Consider the following 24,368-nt stretch of genomic DNA (forward strand, 5'->3'; position numbering starts at 1 on the left):
TCTCAGACGCCCAGCTGCACCCGCATGCCGATCCACACCGCGCGCGGCGCGCCCGGCGCCACGAACTGCGCATTGCGCCATGCATCGGGCGCCGCCACCGCGCCGCTCGCATCGAAGCCGTTGCGGCCCAGCTGGCCCGCCGTGGCATAGCGGCGGTTGAACACGTTCGCCACCTTGGCAAAGAGTTCGAGGTTGCGCCCGAGCTTCCAGCGCGTCGTGAGGTCGAGCAGCGCGTAGCCGCCGATGCGGCCGCTGCCGCTGAAGTCGGCCCCGTCGGGCGCGTGCAGGCCGTTCTCGTTGCCGCGCACCGTCTGCTTCGAATACACGCGGTACTGCGCGCCCAGCGTCCACTCGGGGGTCACGCGCCAGTCGACATTGAGCTTGAGCGAATGCGCCGGCAGCCCCGGCAGGCGGTCGCCGCGGCGCACCGCGATCTCGCCCTCGCCGGTGCAGGCGGGGCTGGTCTCGGCGCTGCTGTTCGCTTCGGCCACGAGGCAGGCCGGCGAGTCGTACCTCGCGCGCAGGTAGCTGTACGACAGCGACCAGTCGACGCGGTCCGTGTGCTGCGAAAGGCCGAGTTCCACGCCCTGGCGCAGGGTGCGCCCGAAGTTGCTGAAGTAGCCGCGCGAGAGCCCGCTGCTCACGAACAGCAGGTCGTCCTTGTTGACGGTGCGGAACACCGAGGCATTCCAGCGCATGCCGGAGTCGAGCGTGCCGCGCAGTCCGGTTTCGAATGTCTGCGACACCACCTGCTTGAGCGGCGGATCGGACTGCAGCGCGTTGGGCAGCACGCAAGCGTTGGCCGGGTCGGAGCAGCCGAGCTCGATCGGGCTCGGCGCGCGGCTGCCCTGGCTCCAGCCCGCGTAGGCCGTGAGCCGCGGCGTGGCCTGCCATGTGAGGCCGATGGCGGGATTGAACTTCTTGTAGCGGCCTTCGCCGTCGAGCTGCGTGGACAGCCCGAGCAAGGCGCGCCCCTCGTCGCGGGTGCTCACGCGGGTGTCGTTGTAGCGGCCCGAGAGGCTCAGCTGCAGGTTCGGCCGCAGGCTCACCAGGTCGGAAAAATAGAGGCTCGCAGTGCGGCTCCTGCCCGCGAGCAGCGCATCGACTTCGGCTTCTTCCTGCGGCACCACCGCGCGCGTGGAGTCCAGCAGGCCCTCGGCCTCGGTCTGGCGGAAGTGCGTGCGCGCGCGGTCCACCGAGGCACCGAAGGTGAGCTGGTGAATGCCCGCGGCATAGGTCGACTGCAGCGCCACGCCTTCGCCATGCTGGCGCGTGTAGGTGCGGTTCTCCACGCCCGTGGCCTCGTTGTCCGGCGGATTGAAATCGTCGTTGAGGTCGCCATTGAGCGTGCTGTAGCGCGAACGCCGCGAGTAGGCGGTCATGGAAATCGTCTGCTGGTCGCTCAGGCGGTAGCTGGCGTTGAGCGTGAGCATCGACATGCGGTTGTTGGTGCGGTCGGGCCGCGTGTAGACCTGCTTGCGGTTCTGCATCAGCATCGACTCGGGCAGCAGGCCGTTGCCGATCATCCGGTTGTCGCCATGGGTGAAGCTCAGGTCCCAGGAAAGCCTTCCGCTGTCCTGCCCGACCTTGGCAAACAGCTGGCGCACGCGCGAGGGCGAGAAATTGCGCCAGCCGTCTTCGTTGAGGCCGCCGAGCGCGAGGAACAGGTGCCCGCCTTCGGCCAGCTTGCGGCCATGCGTGAGTTCGGTGCTCACGCGGCCGAAGGAGCCGGCCTGCAGCTCCAGCTCGGTGCCGGGGTGCGTGTCGCCGCGCTTGGTCTGCAGCGACAGCGCACCGCCGAGCGTGTTGAGGCCGAACAGCGGGTTGGAGCCCGGCAGCAGCGTGATGCTCGATATGGCGGCCTTCGGGATCAGGTCCCAGTTCACCACGTCGCCGAAGGGCTCGTTGATGCGCACGCCGTCCTGGTACACCGACAGGCCCTGCGGCGTGCCGAGCACCGGGCTCGCGCTGAAGCCGCGGTAGTTCACGTCGACCTGGTACGGATTGCCCTGGATCTCGTTCACGTTCACGCTGGGCAGCTGCGTGGCCATGAAGTCCGGCAGGTTCAGGCTCTGCGCGCGGCGCAGGTGCAGGTCGTCGGCGGTCTGCACGTTGGACGGGATCTGGTCCTTTGGTACCTCGATGCCCGGCACCGGCGTGGTGGCGACCACCTCGACGGCCGGCAGACTGCCCGGCTGGGCCGCGCCGGCCTCCTGCGCCTGTCCGGGCAGGGGGCAGGCAGCGGCCGCCACGGCAAGGCCGATCAGCCGGCGGGCGGTGGGCAATTTCGGTCGGCTCACGGCGTTCTCCCCCTCAAGTGCCGGTGCGCGCGAGGCCCAGCTTTTCGACGATGGCGCGCTCCTGCGCGAAGATTTCGCGGCACGACTGCGCGTAGGCCTCCGGACCGAGGTAGTCGACCTCCTGGTCGTACTTGGCGAGTTCGTCCCTGAAGCGCGGGTCGAACATGGCTTTCTTGAAAGCGTCGTGCAGCACCGCCACCACGCCGCGCGACAGGCCGCGCGGGCCGGCCAGCCCATAGGGCGACTTGGCCACGATGTCGAAGCCGAGCTCGCGCAGCACGGGCACCTGTGGCCAGCGCTTCGAACGCTCGCCGGAAAAGATCGCCAGCAGCCGCAGCGTGCCCGCGTCGACCGCGGGCCCGAAGCCGGTGGAATTGACGCCGGCCATCACCTGCCCGCCCGCAATCGCATTGAGCTGCTCGGCCGTGCCCTTGTACGGCACATGGATGTAGCGCAGGCCGCGCGCCGTGAACAGCGTCTCCAGCACCATGTGCGGCGTGGTGCCGATGCCGTTGGTGGCAATGGTCAGTTCGCCGGGCCGGGCCCGCGCGAATGCGAACATGTCTTCGAGCGAACGCATCGGGCTGCCGGCCGCGACCAGCACGCCGAAGGTGACGCTGGACACCTGGATGATCGGCGTCACGTCGCGGATCGGGTCCCACAGCACCTTCTGCGTGTGCGGCGCGCGGAACACCGGCTGCGGCATCTGGGCGATGGTGTAACCATCGGGCCGCGCCTGCTGCAGCACCGGCATGGCCAGCGTGCCGCCGGCGCCGCCGCGGTTTTCGGTCAGCACCGGCTGCCCGAGCGCAACCGAGGCCAGCTCGGCCAGGATCCGCAGCGAGATGTCGGTGGCGCCGCCCGCGGGCCAGGGCACCCACAGCGTGACGGGCCGCGAAGGAAAGGGCTCGGTCGACGCCATCGCCCGGGCCAAGGGCAATGCGCCCAGTGCCAGCACGCCGGCCCCGCGAAGCCAGCCGCGCCGGGTGGCGCCGCCCTGCCCGCCCGCGGCCTGCCTCCGGCTCATGGCCCGCCTCCGCCGCGCTTGGTCAGGCCGCCGAAGCCGCGCTGCGGGTCGTAGCCCCAGCAGGCGAGCCCGAAGAAAACGACCAGGCAGCCCAGCACCACATAGGGCGCCAGGCCCGGGTCCTTGCCGTAGAGCGCGAAGCGGATCCACTCCACCGCGTAGGTGAAGGGATTGAAGCGCGCCAGCTGGTACACCCATTCGGCGCCCGATTCCTGCAGCTTCCACAGCGGGTAGAGCGCGGTCGAAAGGAAGTACATCGGGAAGATGACGAAGTTCATCGTGCCCGCGAAGTTCTCCAGCTGCTTGATGTGCACCGACAGCAGCAGCCCGAGCGCGCCCAGCATGAGCGCGCCGGCCGCCAGCGCCACCAGCGCATGCAGCCCGGCAAGCGATAGCAGCGGCAGCTCGGTGCCGATCAGCGCCGCCACCACCACGAACACCAGCGCCTGCAGCACCGACAGCAGCGCGGTGGCGCAGAGCTTGGAGAACAGCAGCCACGGCCGCGGCAGCGGCGCCGTGAGCAAAAGGCGCATCAGGCCCATCTCGCGGTCGTAGACCATGGCCAGCGACGACTGCATGCCGTTGAACAGCAGCACCATGCCGACCAGCCCCGGCACGATGTAGACGTCGTACGGAATGTAGGTGTCGTAGGGCTCGACGATCGCGACGCCGAACACGTTGCGGAAACCGGCCGCGAACACCGCCAGCCACAGCAGCGGCCGCACCAGCGCCGACACCAGTCGCCCGGTCTGCTGCGAGAACTTGTAGAGCTCGCGCAGCATGATGGCGCGCATCGCCTGCAGCGCGTGGCCCAGCCCGCGACGTGCCAGCGGTTCGGCCTGTTCGCCCGCAGGCTTTGGGGTTTCTAGCGCGCGATCGGACATAGCTTCTCCGGTGCATCGGCGCCCAGCGTGTCGAGCACGTTGCGCGGGTGCAGCACGCCTTCGGCCGGCGCCTGCGCGATCACGCCCTGCCCGTCGGTCAGCAGCATGGGCTGGCGCAGCTGGCCATCCCAGGCGCGGAAGCTCAGGCTGGTGCCCTTGGAACCGTCGAGCGTGCTCTTGCCGATGGCCTGGGCCCAGGCCGCGTTCGGCCCCTTGGGCGCGGCAATGGCGGCGGCCGCCAGGGTCTTGCCGGCCATCCATGCGGCCCAGTCCTGCGCGGTCATCGGGCGTTTCGCGGCCTTGGCGAAGCGGCGCGAGACCTGCGGCGCGCCGTAGCGCTCGAACTGCGCATGCCAGGCCAGCGCCACCAGCCCGCCGTCGCCCACCACCGGCCGCGGCAGCACCGTGCGGTAGGGCAGCATGCGCGCGAATTCGCCGTCGCTGTCGACCACCCACACGGCGTCATAGCTGTTGCCGGCCGTGAGCAGCAGCGGGTTGGCGAGATCACGCTCGCGCGGGTCGGCCGAGAGCTTGAACGGCTTGCTGGCCACCACCTGCAGGCCGTAGCGCCTGATCGACGCCTGCACGGTGGCCGCACGCAGCGCGTCCTGCGGGCTGCCACCCACCAGCAGGAGCAGCTTGCTCCATTTGCGCGACACCAGCGTCTGCGCCAGCGCATCGCTGCGCATCCGTTCGCTCGGAATCAGGTGGAACATGCGGGCGCGGCAATCCTGCTGGCGCAGCCGGTCGGAGGCGTCGCCCAGGTTCAGCACCGGCAGCTTCACGGCATCGGCCACGGCCAGCGTCCATTCGGCCGGCAGGTCGGTCAGCAGCACCGCCGCGCCGTTCTTCTCGGCCGCCACCGCGGCGGCGCGCGCCGCCTCGAGGGTCGCGGCCGGCGCGCTGGCCAGCGCCACCTCGGCACCCGCGGCCTCCAGTTCGAACTTCGTCTCCTCGAGCGCGACCTCGAGCCCGTCGGAAAGCCGGCCGCCCGGGTGTCCCAGGTAGGCACGCTCCAGCCGCGAGCGCTCCAGGCGCGGATCGTCGTCCGGCGTGATCAGCGTGGCCTTGAGCACGGCCGCGCCCGCCGCCGCCGGCGCCACGAGCGCCACGGCCATCAACCACGCGCCCGCGAAGCAGGAAGCCGTTGCGCGCGTCCTCATTCGACGATCACGAGCCCATAGGGCACGCGCCCTACCGGAACGCTCTTGACGGCCTTGGCGCCGGCCACGTCGACCACCGTCACGTCGTCGCTCAGGCCGTTGACGACGTAGAGCCGCGCCTGCGCCTTGTCGAGCGTGACGTTCCAGGCCCGCTTGCCGACCAGCACCAGCGAGCCGACCTTGCGGCCGGGCACGTCGACGAAGGCCACGTGGTTGGCGCGACCAAGGCCCACGAAGGCCCGCTTGCCGTCGCTCGTCATCTGGATGCCCACGGGCGTGATGTCCTCGGCGCGCGCGCCTTTCACTTCGAACTTGAGCGTGTCGATCACCTCGTTGGTGGCAGTGGAGACGATGCTGACGCTCGCGCCCAGCTCGTTGGTGACCCAGAGCTCCTTGCCGTCGGGCGTGATGGCCATGCGCCGCGGGCGCTTGCCGACCTTGATGTTCTTCACGACCTTGCCGCTGGCCGTGTCGATCACGTGCACCAGGCTTGCCACCTCCGACGTGACGTACAGCGTCTTGCCGTCGGCGCTGACCTTGACGCCCTCCGGCTCCGCGCCCACCTTGACCGAGCGCAGCTTCTTGCCGCTGGCCGCGTCGATGAAGCTGGCCTCGCCCGCATCCTCGTTGGAGACATAGATGACCTTGCCGTCGGGCGACAGGTCGAAAGCCTCGGGTTCATCGCCCAGCGGAATGCGCCGCACCGACTTGCCGCTCGCGGGGTCGATCAGGTCGGCCTGGTTGGAATCAGTGCAGGCCACCATGATCTGGCGCTCGGGCGTGAGCTGGATGTGGCGCGCGCGCTTGCAGGTCGGGATCGTGCCCTTCACGGCCAGGGTTGCCAGGTCGATCATCGTCAGCGCGCTGTCCTTCTCGCTCGACACATAGGCGGTGCCCTGCGCCAGCGCGGCGGCGCTTGCGGCGGCCAGCGCGAACGCGCTAGCGGCCGCGCGGAACCGGGCGCGCGCAAGCGGGGGCAGGAAAGGTTGCGGCATGCGATGTCTCCATTCTTTTTGGCTCGGATAGTTCTTGATTCAGGCGGTGCGTGCGATGAAGCCCGCCTCCAGCGTGGCGCCGCCAAGGCTCTGGCCCACCTGCGCCGGCGTGCCGTCCGCCAGCAGCTGTCCCTTGTGCAGCACCAGCACGCGGTCGGCCTCCTCGGCCTCCTCGACCCGGTGCGTGGCCCACAGCACGCACACGCCGCGCTCGCGCACATCCGCATGCAGGGCCGCGAGCAGATCCTGGCGCGATCTGGGATCGAGCCCGACGGTGGCTTCGTCCATCAGCAGCACGGCAGGCCGGTGCAGCCCTGCGCGCGCCAGCTCGACCTTGCGCCGGTTGCCGCCCGACAGCTCGCGCACCTTGCGGTCGAGGTCGGCGTCGATGTTCAGGCGCTCGCAGGCCGACGCAATGCGCTCGGCCGCAAGCCGCCGCGGCAGGCCGTGCAGGTCGGCCTGGAACAGCAGGTTGCGCCGGATGCTCAGGTCCAGGTCGAGCGACATCTGCTGGAACACGACGCCGATGTGCCGCAGCGCCGCAGTCGCCGAACGGCGCAGCGAATGGCCGGCCACCTCGACCTCGCCTTCGTCGGCCGCGAACATGCCCGTGAGCACCTGGAACAGCGTCGACTTGCCCGCGCCGTTGGGTCCGAGCAGCGCCACGAACTGGCCCGCAGGCAGATGCAGCGACAACGACTGCAGCGCCGTGCGCGTGCCATAGCGCTTGGTTAAGTCGATGGTTCGCAGCATGTAGATCGATGGGATTCGCCGGGCTTTGGGTGTCTCAATGGTATGGGCCGTTTGCCTTCGAGCCGCAAATTCCGTGCCTCTGGAATTCGAGGGTTTTCACCGTGATGCGTCGCCGTCCGTTGGCTCGCGCGAAGGCCTGCCAGCCCGCTGCAAGCCATGGCCGCCCGACATTCGTCACGTCGCACGAGACACTTTGCGTCAAATTTGATGCGCACATGATGCAGGGCTACGGCAATGCGTGGCGGGAGGCCCCGGCCGGCACACCGAACGCCCGGGATTTCCCTAGGTCCGGATCGCGTTGCAGCACGCCGCCGCGCACTGCGCGAAGGCCGCCTCGCGCACGCCTGTTCCGAGTGGCGCCACCTGTCTTCGCATGAAGCGCGCACCGGCTGCCGAAGTGCTCCACGCTGGAACTGGCAGGCATGGATGTTGCGGACCGCAGCATTCGCCAAGGTGATCGAAAGATCCGCAGGCTGCCGCCATGACCATGTTCAAAACCCACTGAAATGTGAGGAGACATCTATGAAGTTTTCCAGGCAGATCGCCGGCCGTCTCGTACGGCATATCGGCGTCGCGATGTTGGCTCTTCCGGCCTTGGCGCTCGCCAATGCCGACGTCGAGAAAAACATCGCCAACTCCAAGAACTGGGCCACGCAAGCGGGCGATATGTTCAACCAGCGATACAGCAAGTTGAATCAGATCACCAAGAGCAACGTGGGCAAGATGCAGGTCGCGTGGACTTTCTCCACCGGCGTGCTGCGCGGCCACGAGGGTTCGCCCCTGGTGGTCGATGGCGTCATGTACCTGCACTCGCCGTTCCCGAACAAGGTGTTCGCGCTCGACGTGGAAACCCAGAAGATCCTGTGGAAGTACGAACCCAAGCAGGACCAGTCGGTGATCGCGGTCATGTGCTGCGACACGGTGAACCGCGGGCTCGCCTATGCGGAAGGAAAGGTCTTCCTGCAACAGGCCGACACCACCCTGGTGGCGCTCGACAGCAAGACCGGCAAGGTGGTGTGGACCGTGAAGAACGGCGATCCGAAGGTCGGTGCCACCAACACCAACGCACCCCACGTCTTCAAGGACAAGGTCATCACCGGCATCAGCGGCGGCGAGTTCGGCGTGCGCGGCTTCCTTGCAGCCTACAACATCAAGGACGGCAAGCTGGCCTGGAAGGGCTACAGCACCGGCCCGGACGAAGAAATGCTGATGGACCCGGCCAAGACCATGACCTGGACCGACGGCAAGATGGCGCCCGTGGGCAAGGACTCTTCGCTGAAGACCTGGAAGGGCGACCAGTGGAAGATCGGCGGCGGCACCACCTGGGGCTGGTACAGCTACGACAAGGCGACCAATGCCGTGTACTACGGCACCGGAAACCCGTCGACCTGGAACCCCTCGCAGCGGCCCGGCGACAACAAGTGGTCCATGAGCATCTGGTCGCGCGACGTCGACACCGGCAAGGTCAACTGGGTCTACCAGATGACGCCGTTCGACGAGTGGGACTTCGACGGCATCAATGAAATGATCCTGGCGGACATCAACGTCAAGGGCAAGCCGACCAAGGCGCTGGTGCACTTCGACCGCAACGGCTTCGCCTACACGCTGGACCGTGTGACCGGCGCGCTGCTGGTGGCCGAGAAGTACGACCCCAAGGTGAACTGGGCCACGCACGTCGACATGAAGACCGGCCGGCCGCAGGTGGTGGCCAAGTACTCGACCGCGCAGAACGGCGCCGATGTCAACACCAAGGGCATCTGCCCGGCGGCACTGGGCAGCAAGGACCAGCAACCGGCTTCCTACGACCCCAACACCAAGCTCTTCTACGTGCCGACGAACCACGTCTGCATGGACTACGAGCCGTTCAAGGTCGAGTACACGGCAGGCCAGCCGTACGTGGGCGCCACGCTCTCGATGTACCCCACGCCGGGCAGCCATGGCGGCATGGGCAACTTCATCGCCTGGGATGCGGGCACCGGCAAGATCGTGCAGACCAAGGCCGAGAAGTTCTCGGTGTGGAGCGGTTCGCTGAACACCGCGGGCGGGATCTCCTGCTACGGCACGCTGGAAGGCTACCTGAAGTGCGTGGATGCCAAGGACATCAACAAGGAGCTGTTCAAGTTCAAGACCCCGTCCGGCATCATCGGCAACGTGTTCACCTATGAGCACAAGGGCAAGCAGTACGTCGGCGTGTTCTCGGGCATCGGCGGCTGGGCCGGCATCGGCATGGCTGCGGGCATCGACCCCGAGAAGAGCACCGAAGGCCTGGGCGCCGTCGGCGGCTACAAGGACCTCGCCCAGTACACCGAGCTCGGCGGCTCGCTGACTGTCTTCGCGCTGCCCAACTGAAGCGTTACTACCGAGGCGCCATCGGACAGATGGACGCAACATGCGAACCGGGAGAGCACTCGCTCGAGGGCTCTCCCCCGCGCACTTTCAAAAGATACCCGGAGACCCAGGAGCCATGAAATTTCGTAAGTCAACGTTGCTGCCTTCCCTCGTCCTGCTCGCCGGCGTGGCCTGCACACTGGCCATTGCCGCGCCAGACCCCGCGCCCTACAAGGTCACCGACGGCTACAAGGTGGATCCCGAAACCATGAAGGGTTTCCGCACCTGGCGCTCCGCGGCCTGCGACCGCTGCCATGGACCCAACCAGGAAGGGATGGTGGGACCGTCCCTCATCAACAGCCTCAAGACGATGAAGAAGGAAGACTTCATCAAGACCGTGCGCGACGGCAGGCTCGACAAGGGCATGCAGAGCTTCGGCAACAACCCGGCGGTGATGGAGAACATCAACCAGCTCTACGCCTACCTCAAGGGCCGGTCCGACGGCGCCATCACCCGCGCCCGAGTGGAAGAAAACAAATGACGACGCGGCAGCCTGCTGCCAAGCCGCTTTCCATCGGCGCCCGCCTGCGGGCGGGCCTCCTGGGCGCAGCCTGCTGCTGCGCGCTGGTGCCGGCGCTGGCCCAGGAAACACCGCCGCGCAAGGCGCTGCGCGTCTGCCAGGATCCCAACAACATGCCCTTCTCCAACACCAAGGCAGAAGGCATCGAGAACCGCATCGCCGAGCTGTTCGGCAAGGCGCTCGGCCTGCCGGTCACCTACTACTCGTTCCCGCAGCGGCTGGCCTTCTTCCGCAACACGCTGCGCTTCAAGCTGCCGGGGCAGGACTACCCCTGCGACATCGTGATGGGCGTGCCCGTCGGCCTCGACGAAGTCTCGGTCACCAAGCCCTACTACCGCTCGACCTACGCGCTGGTCTTTCCCAAGGGCAAGGGCATGGACAACGTGGCCTCGGCGGAAGACTTCCTCAAGCTCGACCCGGCCAAGCTCAAGTCGCTGCGCATCGGCATCTACGACCGCTCGCCGGCTTCGCAATGGCTCAACAAGCACGGCCTGCTGGAGCAGGGTGTGCCTTACAAGCTCATGAGCGCCGACCCCGCGCAGTACCCGGGCGAGATCGTCGAGAAGGACCTGGCCGAAGGCAAGCTCGACGCCGTGGTGGTCTGGGGCCCGATCGCGGGCTACTTTGCGCGGCGCGTCAAGAACCCGGCCCTCGTCGTGGTGCCGCTCAAGTCCGAGAAGGGCGTGCGCCTCGATTACCAGATGGCCATGGGCGTGCGCTACGGCGAGCGCGAATGGAAGCAGCAGGTCGAAGGACTGATCGAGTCCAAGGCACCCGAGATCCAGGCCATCCTCAAGGAGTTCGGCGTGCCGCTGGTCGATGCATCGTTCGGGGTTCCCACCAACTGAGTTGCCGTTTTCCTCATGCGCTTCGCCATCGCCGCTTCGCTCTGCGTTCTTCTCTTGTCTCCCCCGGCCTCGCATGCCGAGCCCGACAAGCGCGACTTCTCGCCCGCCGAACGCCTGCTGTTCATGACCCCGCAGCTCAAGGACCTGCAGGCGCCCATGCTGCTGCGCTACACCTTCGGCAAGACCGGCAGCTTCGAGGAGGCGTTTGCCGACAGCGTGACCGTGTCCCTGAGCGCCAAGGAAGACGGCCGCTGCTGCGACGCCAAGGGCGTGTTCCTGAGCGGTGCGCACAAGCTCCCGGTGCCCGACGTGCCGGCCGCCGAAGGCAATCCCGTGATCCTCTATTTCCTGGAGCACGACGTGCGCGAGATGAAGCGCCTCACGCGCGGCTCCGAATACCACTTCCGCAAGCGCATCCGCATGGGGATCTACCAGGACGCCGAAGTGCGCGACGTGTCGCTGCGCTACCAGGGCCGCGCCATCAAGGGCAAGGAAATCGTCTTCAGCCCCTTCCTGGACGACCCGAACCGGCCGAAGTACGAAAAGTTCGCGACCAAGACCTACCGCTTCACGCTGTCCGACGCGGTGCCGGGCGGCGTCTACGGCATTCGCACCTCCATTCCGGGCGACAGCGCCGCGGCCCAGCCCCTCATGGTCGAGGAGCTCCTGATCGACGGAGCCAAGGCGCCGGCGCGCTAGCGCCTGTTGCCGCTCACGAAATTCTTCCAGCGAACGCCATGAACAAAACAGTCCGACTTCTTCTTTGTCTTCTCGGCCTGCCGATGGCCGTGCATGGCGCGACGCATGCCAACAACGACTTTCCCACGCTGGACCGCGTGCTGTACGTGCAGGAATGCATCGCGGCCCACCCCGATGCGGGCCACTTCGAAATGGCCAGCAAGTGCTCCTGCGCGGTCGACGCACTGGCCAGGGAGATCAGGTATTCGGAATACGTGGACCTGAGCACCGCCGCCAAGGCCACCACCATCGGCGGCGAGCGCGGCGGCTACATCCGCGACTCGGAAAAGCTGCAGGCCGACATCAAGCGATACAAGGCGCTGCAGGCCAAGGCCAACAAGGGCTGCTTCATCGGCCCGCCGACCGCGCGCTGAGCCGCGTCCCGGGCCGGTCGATCGCCATGACGGGTATCGCGACACCTGTGCACGCCGGGGTTGCCTCCCTGCTGCTGCTGTGCACTTCGGCCTGGGCTGCGCCGTTCGCCTACATCACCAACCAGGGCAGCCACGACGTGTCGGTGATCGACCTCGCCTCGCAGCAGGTGGTGGCCACGGTGCCGGTGGGCCGCTCGCCGGCCGGCGTGGTGGCATCGAGCCGCGCGGGCCGGGCCTTCGTCTCCAACCCCGACAGCAAGACCATCTCGGTCATCGACATGCGCCAGCAGAAGGTCGTGAACACGCTGCCGGCCGGCGACGGGCCGGTGGGCATCGACATCTCTCCCGACGGCCGGCGCCTGTACGTGGCCGACTGGTACAGCCGCCGGCTGCTGGTGCTCGACGCACAAGCCACCGGGGCAGCGAAGCCGCTGGCCTCGATCGCGGTCGGCCGCGCGCCTGCCGGCGTGGCCGCACATCCAGGCGGCGCCACCGTTTTCGTGGCCGAGCGCGATGACGACAGCGTGGCCGTGGTCGACACTGCCGCGCAGCGCGTGCTGGCGCGCGTGCGCGTCGGCAGCCATCCGTTCGCGCTGCTCTACGACGCGCCGCGCTCGCGCCTCTACGCGCTCAACGTGCAGAGCAACGACATCTCGGTGGTGGACATGCGCGACATCCGCCGCCCAGCCGTCATTGCCACCGTGAAGGCCGGCAAGGCGCCCTACGGCGCGGCGCTGGCCGAGGGCGGCGCGCTGCTCTACGTGACCAACCAGCACGAAGACTCGGTCAGCGTGATCGAAGCCGCCTCGCTGAAGCTGCTGCGCACCCTCCCCGGCTTTGCCTACCCCGAAGGCATTGCCGCGCACGGCGGCCGCGTCTACGTCGTGAACTGGATGGACGACAACGTGCAGGTGCTGGACGCCGCGAGCGGACAGAAGCTCAAGACCATCGCCACGGGGCAGAACAGCCGCGGCTTCGGCGCCTTCATCGGCACGCCGATGGAGCCCTGACCTTTTTTTCGGAACGACCTTTTTTCTTCTCACCTCATCACGGATATTTCCATGCTGACACATCCCTCCGGCCGACGGGCGCTGTCCGTTCTTCTCGCATCGTTCCTGCTTGCCGCATCGGCCCCGAGCCAGGCCCACGGGCCGACGCGCCAGAAGGTGAGCGAGAAAGTCACCATCGAGGCACCGGTCGATGCCGTCTGGGCCAGGATCAAGAACTTCAACGCGCTGAAGGACTGGCATCCGGCCGTGGCCGACAGCCCGGCCGACAAGGGCAATACCGAAGGCTCGGTGCGCACCGTCAAGCTCAAGGCCGGCGGCACGCTGGTCGAGACGCTCGAGGGCTACGACGACGCGAAGATGAAATACAACTACCGCGCCAAGGATGGCGGCGCACTGCCGGTCACCAACTACACCTCCGTGCTCTCGGTGGTGGCCGACGGCGGCAAGTCCGTCGTCGAATGGCGCGGCGCCTTCTACCGCGGCTATCCCAACAACGATCCGCCGCCGGACAAGAACGACGAAGCCGCCATCAAGGCCGTGACCGGCGTCTACCGCGACGGGCTCGCCCACCTGAAGAAGATGATGGAGTCGAAGTAGCCCCGGGGCACCGGACACCACCATGGGCACCGAAGAACAACTCGAAGACTGGCGCCGCCTCGCGCTGCGCGTCGAAAGCGAAGTCGCGAAAGCGGTGATCGGCCAGGCCGAAACGATTCGCCTCATCAACGTGGCGCTGTTCGCGCGTGGCCATGTGCTGCTCGAAGGCGACGTGGGCGTCGGCAAGACCACGGTGCTGCGTGCCTTCTCGCGCGCCATCGGCGGCGATTTCGAGCGCGTCGAGGGCACGGTCGACCTGATGCCCGGCGACCTGGTCTATCACACCTACGTGGACGCCGAAGGCCGCCCGCGCATCGACCCGGGGCCGCTGCTGCGCCACGGCGAGCGCCTGGTCACCTTCTTCTTCAACGAGATCAACCGGGCCCGGCCGCAGGTGCAGTCGCTGCTCTTGCGCGCGATGGCCGAGCGCACGGTGTCGGCCTTCGACCGCGAGTACAGCTTTCCGCACATGACGGTGTTCGCCGACCGCAACAAGGTCGAGCGCGAAGAGACCTTCGAACTGGCTTCGGCGGCACGCGACCGCTTCATGTTCGAGTTGAACATGCCCAAGCCGGCCGACCGCGGCATCCGCCAGTCGCTGGTGTTCAACACCGCCTACCACGACACCGAAAGCCTGATCGACAAGGTGGCGCCGGCCATCCTGCCCTGGGACCGGCTCAACGCCATCGGCGCGCAGGTGCAGCGCAGCGTGCGCGCCAGCGAGACCATCGAGCGCTATGTGCTCGACGTGTGGGAGGCCACCGAAGCACCGCAGAAGTTCGGCATCCGGCTCGATGGCGTGGACATGGACCGCCTGATCCTGGCCGGCGCCAGCCCGCGCGGCATGAGCGCGCTGCTGCGCGCGGCGCGCACCGTGGCCTGGCTTGAGGGCCGCTCGCACCTGGAGCCTGCCGACCTTGCGGCGGTGCTGCCCCCGGTGCTCGGGCACCGCGTCTTCTTCACGCCGGTCTACGAACTGCGCCGCGCAGAGTTGTCGGAAGCACTGGTGATGCAAATCATGGACAAGATCGCCGCCCCATAAGATGAACGCCCCCCGAAGCGCCTTCGGCGCCTCCCCCCACTGGGGGGCGCACCCAGCGGCCCGGCAAAGCCGGTTCCGCGGGTGCACGCGTCTGTGGGACACGCAGGCCTTCCTCGGGGCCAACCGGCGGAACGCCAAGGCCTGTTGACACCATGCAGAGGGTCGACGAATTCCACTACCAGCTGCCGCGCCGCTTCGGCGGCTGGCGCCCGGGTGCGCAGCGCGGGCTGAGCCAGGGCAGCGGACAGGAATTCGCTGCGCACCGGCGGCTGTTCGACCATCCCGACCCGCGCCGCATCGACCTGCGCGCGAGCGTGCGCGAAGGCCGCGGCGACTGGCTGGTGCGCATCCATCGGCTACGCGTGGCGATTCCGGTGCACGTGGTGGTCGACGTGTCGGCCTCGATGCATTTCGGCGCCGAGCGCCGCAAGCTCGACGTGGTGGCCGACCTGGTCGAGGCGCTGGGCTACAGCGCCTTTCGCGCCGGCGACACGGTCGGCCTGCTGGCCTTCGACCAGCGCGAGCGCCAGGACCTCTTCGTGCCGGCGCGCCACAGCCGCGGCAACGGCAGCCTGATGGCGACGATGCTGCGCGACTGCCAAGCTGCCGCGGGCCCGGCGCCCACCGACGGCAGCGCGCTGGCAGGCTTGCGCCGCGCCACCGAACGCCTGGTGGGCCGCGGCGGACTGGTGTTTCTCGCGTCCGACTTTCACTGGCCGATCGCCGCGCTGGGTGAGCTGCTCGAACAGTTCTCTCCGGCGTGCGTCGTTCCGCTGGTGGTCTGGGACCCGGCCGAGGTCGAACCGCCCGAGGCCCGCGCGCTGGTCGCCCTGCGCGACGCCGAAACCGGCGCGCGGCGCAGCCTGTGGATGCGCGATTCGCTGCGCACGCGGTGGCGCGAATCGGTCGCGGCGCGCCGCGCCGAACTCAGCGCGCTGTTCAATGCGCACGGCATGCCGCCCTTTCACCTGCAGGGCCGCTTCGACGCCGAAGCGCTCACGCGCTATTTCCTGGAGACGGCGGCATGAGCGCAACGAACCTCGTTCATCCCGCGGCGCTGGCATTGGCGCTGCTTCTGACCGCCGTGCCCGCCGGTTTTGCGCGCGCCGCCGATCCCGCCACGCCAGCCGCTGCGGCCACCATCGAGCAGCCGCGCAGCTTCGGCCACGTGCTCGGCGACCTGCTCACGCAGCGCGTGCTGCTCGAGCACCAAGGCCGGCCGCTCGAGCCCGGTGCGTTGCCCGCCGCGGCGCGCATCGATCTCTGGCTCGAACGCAGGCCATCGCGCATCGAGACCGATGCACAGGGCAGGCGCTGGCTCGCCATCGAGTACCAGCTCATCAATGCGCCGCGCGCGCTGACCGCCATCTCGCTGCCGGCCCTGACGATCGCCACCGTCGCGGGCCCTGCGCTCGCCTTGCCCGCCTGGCCGGTCAGCATCGGGCCGCTGGCGCCGGCGGAAACCTTCGGCCAGGGCGACCTGCAGCCGCTGCGGCCGGACCGGCCGGTCGCGGCGCTTCCGACCTACGCCATCGAACAGCATCTGAAGCTCTCGCTCCTGGCGCTGCTCGCGGTGCTGCTGGCCTGGCTCGCCTGGTGGGCCTGGCGCAACATGCGCGAGGCACAGCAGCTGCCGTTCGCGCATGCCTGGCGCGAGCTCAAGCGCATCGATGACCCGGCAAGCCCCGAGGCATGGCGCGTGCTGCACCGCGCGCTCAACCGGAGCGCCGGCCGTGTCGTGCACGGCGCCAGCCTGCCGCAGCTGCTGGCCGATGCACCCTACCTGCGCCCGCTGCAGCCGCGGCTGGAAGATTTCTACCGCGAATCGACCCGGCGCTTCTTCTTCGCCGAAAGCGCCGCCGCGCCGGCGCAGCCCCAGGCCGCCTACCCGCTCAAGCCGCTGTGCCGCGCGCTGCGCAATGCGGAAAAGCGCCACCGGCACTGACCGGCAGACAGAGCCATGCGCTTCGACCTCGCCCAGCCCTGGATGCTCGTGCTGCTGCCGCTTGCGCTGCTGCCGTTGCTGCGCAAGCGAAGCGACACGCTGGGCTTCTCGTATGTGGGCTGGCTGCCGGCCGACCGCGTCGGGCGCCTGGTCGGCTTTCTGTGGCGCGCGTTCGCGGTCGGCGCCATGGCTTTCACGGTGCTCGGGCTCGCGGGGCCGGGGCAGTCGGGCGCCGTGGTCGAGCGCGCCGGGCGCGGCGCCGAGGTGCTGATCCTGATGGACCGCAGCAGCAGCATGGATGCGACGGTGCACACCAACGGCCTGCAGACCGCGGGCCGCATGTCACAGGAGCCCAAGGCCAAGGTCGTGCGCGACCTGCTGAGCGAATTCGTCGCCAAGCGGCCCGACAACCGCTTTGCCTTCATGACCTTCAGCACGGTGCCTATCGCGGTGGTGCCGTTCACGCAGAAGACCGACACGGTGCAGGCCGCGCTTGCCGCCACCGCCATCGGCCGCGGCCTGCCCGAAACCCGCATGGGCGTGGCGCTGCTCGCGGCCATCGAGGAATTCGAAGGCCGCAGCTATTCGGGCAGCCGCGTGATCCTGATCGTTTCGGACGGCGGCGCCCAGCTCGACGAGCCGACGCGGCAGCGCATCCACGTCGGCCTTGCGCGCGAGAAGATCGGCCTGTACTGGATCTACGTGCGCAGCGGCCCCAACTCGCCCAACCTCAACACCGAGACGGTTTCAGCCTACGGCCTCGGCGAGGAACTGGCGCTGCACCAGTTCTTCAAGACGCTGAGCACGCCCTACCGGCTCTACCAGGTCGACGACTCCAATGCCATGGCCGCCGCCATGGCCGAGATCGACCGGCAGCAGAATTTTCCGCTCACCATTCATGAGCGGGTCCCGCGGCGCGACCACGGCGCCGCGTTCTACCTGGCAGCGATGCTGTGCTGCGCAGGCCTGCTCGCCTGCCGCGCCGTGCAGCTGCAGAGCTGGCGGAAAGAAAGCGCTTCATGAAGCGACGCACGATTCACCTGGTCTTCGGCATGCTGAGCCTGTGCTGCGTGGGCGTGGCACTGGAGCGTGGGCTGCGGCTGCGCCACACCATGGGCCTGAATGCCGAGATCGCCCGCATCGCCGCCACGCCGGTCGGCAAGGACGCGACGACGGCGCCGATCTCGGCCCCGCGCGAACTGCAACTGGCCCAGGCGCTGGCCCTCTCGAAAGCCGGCGCGCACGATGCCGCGCTCAAGGGCTATGCGAGCCTGATCCAGGCCGGCGAGCGCGACCCGGTCGCGCAGCAGGCGCTGTTCGACCTCGGCAACATGTACCTGCGCCAGGGCATGGCGCAGGAGGCCGGCGCGCTGCCGCTGTTCGAACTCGGCAAGCAGCGGCTGCGCGACCTGCTGCGCGCCGCGCCCGAGGACTGGGACGCGCGCTACAACCTGGAGCGCGCGCTGCGGCTCGCGCCCGAGGACCAGGAAGCCTTCTCCGCCGAGCAGCAGCCGGCGCACGAGCAGCGCCGGGTCCGGGTGCCGGGCTTCGTCGCCGGAGACCTGCCGTGAAACCGCCGCTGCGGCAACAGTGGCGCATCGCCTGGCGGCGCATCGGCGGCGGCACCGGCAGCTGGCCGCTGGTGCTGGCCCTGCTGCTGCTGGCGCTCGCGGTCTGGCCGCCGCGCGTGCAGCTACAGCGCCCGGTGTTCAACTGGCAGGTCAGCTTCGACATCACGCAGAGCATGAACGTCGAGGACGTGGAACTCGACCACACGGCGGTCAGCCGCCTCACGCTCGCGCGCGCCGCCATGCGCGAGGTGCTCGGTGCACTGCCCTGCGGCTCCAAGGTGGGCTGGAGCGTCTTCGCGGACTACCGCTCGCTCGTGATCCTCTCGCCGGTCGAGGTCTGCAGCCACTATGAGGAACTGCTGGCCTCGCTCGAGCGCATCGACGGCCGCATGCGCTGGGCCAATGCGAGCAACGTGAGCAAAGGCGTGACCTGGGCCGTGCGCGGCGCGCGCAGCGTGGGGCCCGATACCCACTTCGTCTTCATCAGCGACGGGCAGGAATCGCCGCCGCTGCGCATCAACGAGACACCGCCGATGACGGACATCAAGCCCGGCGAAGTCCAGGGTTGGCTGATCGGCGTGGGCGGCGACGTGCCGGTGCCGATTCCCAAGACCGGCAGCAACGGCGAGCCCGCCGGCTACTGGCGGGCCGACGAGGTGGTGCAGGGCTCGGCGATCGGCAGCGCGCTCAACCACGAACATCTTTCCGAGCTGCGGCAGGACCATCTGCGCGCGCTGGCCGAGCTGGTCGGCGTGAACTACCGGCGCCTGAACACGCCCGAGGCCCTGAAGACGGCCATGCTGGACCGCCGCTACGCGCAATATCTGCCGGCGGATACGGACCTGCGGTGGATTCCCGCGCTGCTCGCGCTGGCGCTGCTGGCATGGCGGTTCGCGCCGGAGCTCGGCCTGATGCGGGACTGGCGGCCACGGCGGATGCCGGCTCCGGCTCGGCCGGCAATGCCACGGTGGCCTCAGGTCGACTGGTAGGTCTCGCGAAATTCGGTCTGCAACGCGGGTTCGCGCTGTCGCCGGTGGACTCAATCCGCCCGGCTCACAAGGACGTCGCCCGTCTCAGGGCCGTTGACCACGGCGCCTGCCGCGTCACGCCGCACCTTGATGCCGACGCCGCAACGCTTCGGATCCATCTGCCATACCCAGCCGTAGAGCGCGCGCGGGCTGTCCTTGGGCGACATGAGCGGCATGTTCTTGCGCAGCCCGTCGTTGCTTCCCAGATCCACCCAGACCATCACGGTGGAATCTTCGGGGTCGCTGTGGGCGTCGACCTCGACGATCGTGGCCCGGAGAGGCTTGCGGTGCACCAGAGCCTGCAGCGCGGACGGCAGGTCCTCGAAAGGTGGGGCCTCCATGCCACCGGAGTTCTCGGCAGGAAAGGGATCGTCCAGCCGCACGGGCCGGAAGTAGTGTTCGGAGCTGCCCATGGTCGAACGCCCGCCGATGGCCGTTGCCATGTCCTCGAGGCGGGCAGCCTGCAACAGCAGCGGCTGTCCACCGCTGCGCATCAGGTACAAGCCGTCATCGCTGGCATCGCTGCCCAGCGACTTGCCGGTCAGCACCAGGTCGAGTTGCAGCAGGCAGTCGCCCTCATCGGTTTCGAGCGTCCGATACCGCCCGTCGTAATGCCGTATGCCCGATGCTTCACCCGTCTTGTGATCGTTCCTCCAGAAGAGCAGCTGATAGTTGCCATCCGCGTGAAGGGCGACCAGCCGGCGCCAATCGATATAGGTGGAAAGATAAAGCCCGCTCGGATGGCCATCTTGTCTTTCCAGGTCCTTGAACGCCTCGCGATATCCGGCGGGCAAGGCTGCGCGGATGGTGCCCGGCGGCGGCGCGGGCGGCGCCTGCTCGTGATCGACCTGTGCGCGAAGCTTCTGGTGAAGCGCGAGCGCATCCGTCCTGGCAATCTTCAGCATCTGCATGGACAGCAGCATGGGATCGACGTGATACGCCTCGCCGGACGATAGCGTGCCTGCTTGCTGCTGCGCGGTTTCGAGCATGGCCGGCTGGATGAATTCATCGGCTTGGCGCGGGTCGCTCAGAACGTTGTTGAACAGATCCGCCAGGTCCCAGGTCAGGATGCTGATGCTGCGGGTCACGGGGTTCAGCGCCGCAACGTCCTCGTCCACGGCCGTGAGCTTTCGGTAGAAAAGAAGCGTGCCGAACGGCGTCAGCGCAATGGGCACGCGCAAGGTGGCGCTGGGTGGCGAAACGATCCATCGATCGAGCGTGGATTGCCACGCCTGCGGATCGATCAGGCAGATCTGCCGGCGGCCGTAGAGCCCGAGGCCGTGCTTGCGCCACAACTCGAGCAGCGCGGCAGGCAACTGCCCCTCGTACCTGTCCAACAGTGTCTTCGCCGCCGGTGTGCAGCCTGCGTGCGGAGGGTTCGCCTTGATGAATGGATGGAGCTTGATTCGGCCGAACATGGATTTCGATTTCGGAAACAGGGTTGAATTTCGCAGAGGCACGCGCCTGCCGGCCAACGCGGCAGCCTCTCCAAGGGCTCGTCCGGGAATGTAGCCAGGGGCGCGTGCCAGCGTCAACCGCTTGACGGCGCACATGCCGCCGGGCAATTCAACCGTGCCGTGGCGCCGGCCCGAGGCGGCCCCTCGCCTCACGCGTGCGGCGTGACGATTGCGGCAGAAAGCCGCCGCGAATTGGCGGGATCGCGGAACACCAGCGGATGCTCGGCCGGCGCCGCCGGATCGCGCGCGGCCGCACGCTCCACCGCCTCGACCACGCGGTGGTGGTCCGGGCTCTTCGCGCACACCGGATCGGCCGCGGCCGCGTCCTGCGCCAGCAGGTAGGCCTGGCAGCGGCAGCCGCCCAGGTCCTGCTCGCGCTGGTCGCAGCTCGCGCAGGGCTCCTTCATCCAGCCGGTGCCGCGGTAGCGGTTGAAGCCTTCGGAATCGAACCAGATCTCGCGCAGGCCGTGTGCCTTCACGTTCGGGAATTCGAGGCCCGGCAGCATCTTCGCGGTGTGGCAGGGCAGCGCGGTGCCGTCGGGCGCCACGGTGAGGAACATGCTGCCCCAGCCGTTGACGCATTTCTTGGCCTTGCCCTCGTGGTAGTCAGGCGCCACGAAGAAGATGCGCATGCGCTCGCCGAGCCGCTTGCGCCAGGCGTCGGTCACCTCCTCGGCATGGCGCAGCTGCTCGTGCGTGGGCAGCAGCTGGTCGCGGTTCACGAAGGCCCACGAGTAGTACTGGGTGTTGGCCAGCTCGAGGTACTCGGCCCCCATCTCGTGCGCCATCTCGATGATGCGGTCGATGTGGTCGATGTTCATGCGGTGGATCACCACGTTCAGCACCATCGGCCAGCCCTGGTCCTTGATGATCTTCGCCACCCGGTTCTTGAGTTCGAAGGTCTTGGTGTGCGAGAGGAAGTCGTTCATCTCGCGCGTGGAGTCCTGGAACGACAGCTGCACGTGGTCCAGGCCCGCGGCCTTCAGCGCGGCGGCGCGCTGCGCCGTGAGGCCGACGCCGGAGGTCAGCAGGTTGGTGTAGTAGCCCAGGCGCGCGGCCTCGGCAATGATGATCTCCAGGTCGTCGCGCAGGAGCGGCTCGCCGCCCGAGAGGCCGCACTGCACCGCGCCGAGCTCGCGGCCTTCGCGCAGCACGCGCAGCCAGTCGTCGGTGCCGAGTTCGTTCTCCTGCTGCGCGAAGTCGACCGGGTTGAAGCAGAACACGCAATGCAGCGGGCAGCGGTAGGTCAGCTCGGCCAGCAGCCAGAGCGGCGGTCCGGGGCGCGGCGGCGCGGCGGTCATTGGGCGTCCCAGCGCAGCCAGTTCTGCTGCGCCGCCAGTTCGACGAAGCCGCGCACCTCGGGTTCGAGCCCGGTGGTGTCGAAGGCCTGCTCCAGGTCGGCCACGATGGCCGCGACGCTGCGCTCGCCGTCGCAGCGCTTCATGATCTCGCCCGCGCTGCCGTTGAGCCGGACCATGCCCTCGGGGTACAGCAGCACATGGCATTCCTGCGCCGGCTCCCATTGCAGGCGAAAACCCGGGCCGACGCGGGGCTTGCTTTCGGCGGTGAGCACGGGCTTGTTCGCGGTCATTGGAGTACCTTCGTGCTTCGCACTGCGGTGCGAGCTTGCTTGGGGCGGCCCGGCGCAGCGCTCATGCGCCGTTCACCCCGTAGCGCGTCGCCATCGCATCGTTCATGGCCCACAGGATGTCCAGCTTGAACTGCAGTATCTCGAGCGCGCGCTCCTGCAGTGCGCGGGTGTCGAAGTGGTCGAGCGTGATGGCCAGACCCTGCTCCACGTCGCGCCGAGCCTGGCTCACGCGGTTGCGGAAGTAGTCGAGGCCTGCCGATTCGATCCACGCATAGTGCTCGGGCCAGGTGGCCAGGCGCTGCTTGTGGATCTCGGGCGCAAAGAGCTCGGTGAGCGAGGAGCACACGGCCTCCTGCCAGGGCGCGCGGCGCGCGAAGTTCACGTAGGCATCGACCGCGAAGCGCACCGCCGGCACCACGTGGCGCAAGTCGCGCACTTCTTCGCGCGTGAGCCCCACCGCCTCGGCCAGCCGCAGCCAGGCCTCGACGCCGCCTTCGTCCTTGATGCCGCCGAGCTCGAAGCCGTCGTGGTCGAGGATGCGCTGCACCCAGCCGCGGCGCACCTGCTGGTCGGGGCAGTTCGAGAGCACGGCCGCGTCCTTGATCGGGATCGCGATCTGGTAGTAGAAGCGGTTCGCCACCCAGCCGCGGATCTGCTCGGGCGTGGCCCGGCCGCTGTTGAGCATGACGTTGAACGGGTGATGGATGTGGTAGCTGCGGCCGCGCTCGCGCAGCTTGGCTTCGAACTCCTGGCGGCTCCATGCCGGGGCGGTTTTCTCGCTGCCCGTGACTGGGCGCGATGAATCTTGAATCCTGTCGGCATGCATGGCGGGCTCGATGTTTTCAGAGTTGGATCGTCATCCCGTCCTCGCAGGGCTCGATGCCTGCGCGCCGCAGCGCCGCATGCTCTTCGGAGTCCTCATTGAGGATGGGGTTGGTGTTGTTGATGTGGATCAGCATGCGACGCGCGGTGGTGGCGGGCAGCTTCGACAGCCATTCGATCATGCCGCCCTCGCCCGACTGCGGCAGGTGGCCGATCTCGCGCGCGCGCTTGCTGCCCACGCCCAGGCGAAGCATCTCGTCGTCGGTCCAGAAGGTGCCGTCGACCATGACCGCATCGGCGCTGGCCATGGCATCGAACACGGGCGGCGTGATGGCCCCCAGGCCCGGCGCATAGAACAGGCTCTTGCCGCTCCTGCGGTCGAGGATGGCCACGCCGATGTTGTCGCCCGGCACCTGCTGCTCGCGGTGCGGCGAGTACGGCGCGGCCTTGCCGGTCAGCGCCATCGCGCGGAAGACGAGGCCGGGCACGCCGGGCACCTCGAAGGAATTGCCGTCGAGCGTGATCGCGTGGCGCGCCACGCCGCAGTAGTGCGACAGCACGCGCAGCACGGGATTACCCTCGCTCAGGTCTTCGGCCACCGGATCGGTGCACCACAGCGGCAGCGGCGTGCCGCGCTCGCGCAGCATGAAGAGGCCGGTGGCATGGTCGACCTGGCCGTCGATCAGCACCACGCCCGCGATGGCGGTGTCGCGCATTGCGCGCGCCGGCTGCAATATGGGGCTGCTGCGGATCTGCTCCAGGATGTCGGGCGATGCGTTGAACAACACGCCGTCCTCGCCCTCGTCGGGGCGCACGAAGATCGACGACTGCGTGCGCGGCTTGGCGCGCACCGTGCCGTTGCGCACGCCGGCGCAATTGGGGCAGTTGCAGTTCCACTGCGGGAAGCCGCCGCCAGCGGCCGAGCCCAGGACGGTGATGCGCATCGGGAGAGAAATGGATGACGTGTCGGTCGGATGAAAACAACCCGCCCCGGAACGCACCGGGGCAGGCTGTCGAGGAGTTGCCGCGTTGTACGCTTTCCCATCGCCCGAACCCAACGCAACCAGCCCGGTGCACCCGCGGAACTGGCTCTGCCAGTCCGCCGGGTGCGCCCCCCAGTGGGGGGAGGCTGCTACACGAAGTGAGCAAGCAACGGGGGGCGTCCAATCAACGAGCGCTGACGTACATCGTGATCTCGAAGCCGAAGCGAAGATCGGTGGCCGTCGGGGTTTCCCACTTCATAGGGTGTCTCCTGCAAGGTTGCACAGCGCCATGTGGCGGCTGCGGGAACTTCGTGTGCTCCGGTCCCCATCTT

The 24,368-nt window shown here is 68.3% G+C and carries 25 protein-coding genes; 13 read left to right on the plus strand and 12 right to left on the minus strand.

Translation table 11 applies throughout. The annotated features are described in order from the left end of the window. Positions 1-2: 2 nt before the first annotated feature. From IB278_RS08700 to IB278_RS08725, 6 genes are read right to left on the minus strand one after another with little or no spacing between them, the layout of a single operon-like run. On the minus strand, positions 3-2,300 hold the full coding sequence (locus IB278_RS08700; protein WP_307697918.1) for a TonB-dependent receptor: 2,298 nt from the start codon (positions 2,298-2,300) through the stop codon (positions 3-5). Between the two features lie 13 nt (positions 2,301-2,313). Next, positions 2,314-3,327, minus strand: coding sequence for a Bug family tripartite tricarboxylate transporter substrate binding protein (locus IB278_RS08705; RefSeq protein WP_145745098.1), 1,014 nt, complete (start codon positions 3,325-3,327; stop codon positions 2,314-2,316). Further along, entirely contained in the window at positions 3,324-4,211 is an 888-nt protein-coding gene (locus IB278_RS08710; protein WP_145745096.1) for an ABC transporter permease, read from the minus strand. The genes IB278_RS08705 and IB278_RS08710 overlap by 4 nt, the downstream gene beginning before the upstream one ends. After that, positions 4,193-5,374: a branched-chain amino acid ABC transporter substrate-binding protein gene (locus IB278_RS08715; protein WP_145745094.1), complete on the minus strand. Its 1,182-nt coding sequence runs from the start codon at positions 5,372-5,374 to the stop codon at positions 4,193-4,195. The genes IB278_RS08710 and IB278_RS08715 overlap by 19 nt, the downstream gene beginning before the upstream one ends. Further along, a complete protein-coding gene (locus tag IB278_RS08720; protein WP_145745092.1) occupies positions 5,371-6,369 on the minus strand; it encodes a PQQ-dependent catabolism-associated beta-propeller protein in 999 nt (332 codons plus the stop codon). The genes IB278_RS08715 and IB278_RS08720 overlap by 4 nt, the downstream gene beginning before the upstream one ends. Before the next feature lie 39 nt (positions 6,370-6,408). Next, on the minus strand, positions 6,409-7,122 hold the full coding sequence (locus tag IB278_RS08725) for an ABC transporter ATP-binding protein (protein WP_192323228.1): 714 nt from the start codon (positions 7,120-7,122) through the stop codon (positions 6,409-6,411). Between the two features lie 576 nt (positions 7,123-7,698). Here IB278_RS08725 and IB278_RS08730 point away from each other — a divergent pair. The 13 genes from IB278_RS08730 (at position 7,699) to IB278_RS08790 (ending at position 19,144) form a co-directional block, all read left to right on the plus strand. Next, on the plus strand, positions 7,699-9,471 hold the full coding sequence (locus IB278_RS08730; RefSeq protein ID WP_370878909.1) for a methanol/ethanol family PQQ-dependent dehydrogenase: 1,773 nt from the start codon (positions 7,699-7,701) through the stop codon (positions 9,469-9,471). Positions 9,472-9,586: 115 nt separating this feature from the next. Next, the gene (locus IB278_RS08735; protein WP_012748141.1) at positions 9,587-9,991 is read left to right on the plus strand and encodes a c-type cytochrome; all 405 of its coding nucleotides are present in this window, start codon (positions 9,587-9,589) and stop codon (positions 9,989-9,991) included. Then, positions 9,988-10,878 carry a substrate-binding domain-containing protein gene (locus tag IB278_RS08740; protein ID WP_192323229.1) on the plus strand — a complete coding sequence of 297 codons (891 nt, stop codon included), beginning with the start codon at positions 9,988-9,990 and terminating at the stop codon, positions 10,876-10,878. Before IB278_RS08735 ends, IB278_RS08740 begins: the two co-directional genes overlap by 4 nt. Before the next feature lie 15 nt (positions 10,879-10,893). Beyond that, positions 10,894-11,577, plus strand: a complete 684-nt coding sequence (locus tag IB278_RS08745; protein ID WP_145745084.1) for a hypothetical protein — start codon at positions 10,894-10,896, stop codon at positions 11,575-11,577. 38 nt (positions 11,578-11,615) lie between these two features. Next, complete coding sequence (locus tag IB278_RS08750; RefSeq protein ID WP_225612820.1) at positions 11,616-11,990, plus strand: hypothetical protein; 375 nt, start codon at positions 11,616-11,618, stop codon at positions 11,988-11,990. A 26-nt stretch (positions 11,991-12,016) separates the two neighbouring features. Further along, complete coding sequence (locus tag IB278_RS08755) at positions 12,017-13,000, plus strand: cytochrome D1 domain-containing protein (protein WP_192323230.1); 984 nt, start codon at positions 12,017-12,019, stop codon at positions 12,998-13,000. A gap of 51 nt (positions 13,001-13,051) precedes the next feature. Next, positions 13,052-13,597 (plus strand): SRPBCC family protein, encoded by a 546-nt coding sequence (locus tag IB278_RS08760; RefSeq protein ID WP_192323231.1) that lies wholly within the window; start codon positions 13,052-13,054, stop codon positions 13,595-13,597. A 22-nt stretch (positions 13,598-13,619) separates the two neighbouring features. Continuing rightward, on the plus strand, positions 13,620-14,639 hold the full coding sequence (locus IB278_RS08765) for an AAA family ATPase (protein ID WP_192323232.1): 1,020 nt from the start codon (positions 13,620-13,622) through the stop codon (positions 14,637-14,639). Between the two features lie 152 nt (positions 14,640-14,791). Then, positions 14,792-15,667, plus strand: coding sequence for a DUF58 domain-containing protein (locus IB278_RS08770; RefSeq protein WP_192323233.1), 876 nt, complete (start codon positions 14,792-14,794; stop codon positions 15,665-15,667). After that, the gene (locus IB278_RS08775) at positions 15,664-16,584 is read left to right on the plus strand and encodes a calcium incorporation protein MxaA (protein ID WP_145745075.1); all 921 of its coding nucleotides are present in this window, start codon (positions 15,664-15,666) and stop codon (positions 16,582-16,584) included. The genes IB278_RS08770 and IB278_RS08775 overlap by 4 nt, the downstream gene beginning before the upstream one ends. Positions 16,585-16,599: 15 nt before the next feature. Beyond that, positions 16,600-17,607 carry a vWA domain-containing protein gene (locus IB278_RS08780; protein ID WP_145745073.1) on the plus strand — a complete coding sequence of 336 codons (1,008 nt, stop codon included), beginning with the start codon at positions 16,600-16,602 and terminating at the stop codon, positions 17,605-17,607. Further along, positions 17,604-18,155 carry an MxaK protein gene (locus IB278_RS08785; protein WP_192323234.1) on the plus strand — a complete coding sequence of 184 codons (552 nt, stop codon included), beginning with the start codon at positions 17,604-17,606 and terminating at the stop codon, positions 18,153-18,155. Before IB278_RS08780 ends, IB278_RS08785 begins: the two co-directional genes overlap by 4 nt. Beyond that, on the plus strand, positions 18,152-19,144 hold the full coding sequence (locus tag IB278_RS08790) for a VWA domain-containing protein (RefSeq protein ID WP_192323235.1): 993 nt from the start codon (positions 18,152-18,154) through the stop codon (positions 19,142-19,144). Before IB278_RS08785 ends, IB278_RS08790 begins: the two co-directional genes overlap by 4 nt. A 50-nt stretch (positions 19,145-19,194) precedes the next feature. Here the strand turns inward: IB278_RS08790 and IB278_RS08795 are convergent, their stop codons facing one another. The 6 genes from IB278_RS08795 to pqqA form a co-directional block, all read right to left on the minus strand. Next, entirely contained in the window at positions 19,195-20,601 is a 1,407-nt protein-coding gene (locus IB278_RS08795; RefSeq protein ID WP_192323236.1) for a GAD-like domain-containing protein, read from the minus strand. Positions 20,602-20,789: 188 nt separating this feature from the next. Next, positions 20,790-21,941, minus strand: coding sequence for a pyrroloquinoline quinone biosynthesis protein PqqE (pqqE, locus tag IB278_RS08800; RefSeq protein ID WP_145745069.1), 1,152 nt, complete (start codon positions 21,939-21,941; stop codon positions 20,790-20,792). Further along, positions 21,938-22,231, minus strand: a complete 294-nt coding sequence (gene pqqD / locus IB278_RS08805; protein ID WP_145745067.1) for a pyrroloquinoline quinone biosynthesis peptide chaperone PqqD — start codon at positions 22,229-22,231, stop codon at positions 21,938-21,940. Before pqqD ends, pqqE begins: the two co-directional genes overlap by 4 nt. 61 nt (positions 22,232-22,292) lie before the next feature. Beyond that, the gene (gene pqqC / locus IB278_RS08810) at positions 22,293-23,057 is read right to left on the minus strand and encodes a pyrroloquinoline-quinone synthase PqqC (protein WP_145745065.1); all 765 of its coding nucleotides are present in this window, start codon (positions 23,055-23,057) and stop codon (positions 22,293-22,295) included. Between the two features lie 16 nt (positions 23,058-23,073). Next, entirely contained in the window at positions 23,074-23,997 is a 924-nt protein-coding gene (gene pqqB, locus IB278_RS08815) for a pyrroloquinoline quinone biosynthesis protein PqqB (RefSeq protein ID WP_192323237.1), read from the minus strand. 223 nt (positions 23,998-24,220) lie between these two features. Next, a complete protein-coding gene (gene pqqA / locus IB278_RS08820) occupies positions 24,221-24,295 on the minus strand; it encodes a pyrroloquinoline quinone precursor peptide PqqA (protein WP_010100094.1) in 75 nt (24 codons plus the stop codon). Positions 24,296-24,368: the final 73 nt, after the last annotated feature.

The sequence above is a fragment of the Variovorax sp. VRV01 genome (assembly GCF_014852545.1).
Classification (GTDB): domain Bacteria; phylum Pseudomonadota; class Gammaproteobacteria; order Burkholderiales; family Burkholderiaceae_C; genus Variovorax; species Variovorax beijingensis_A.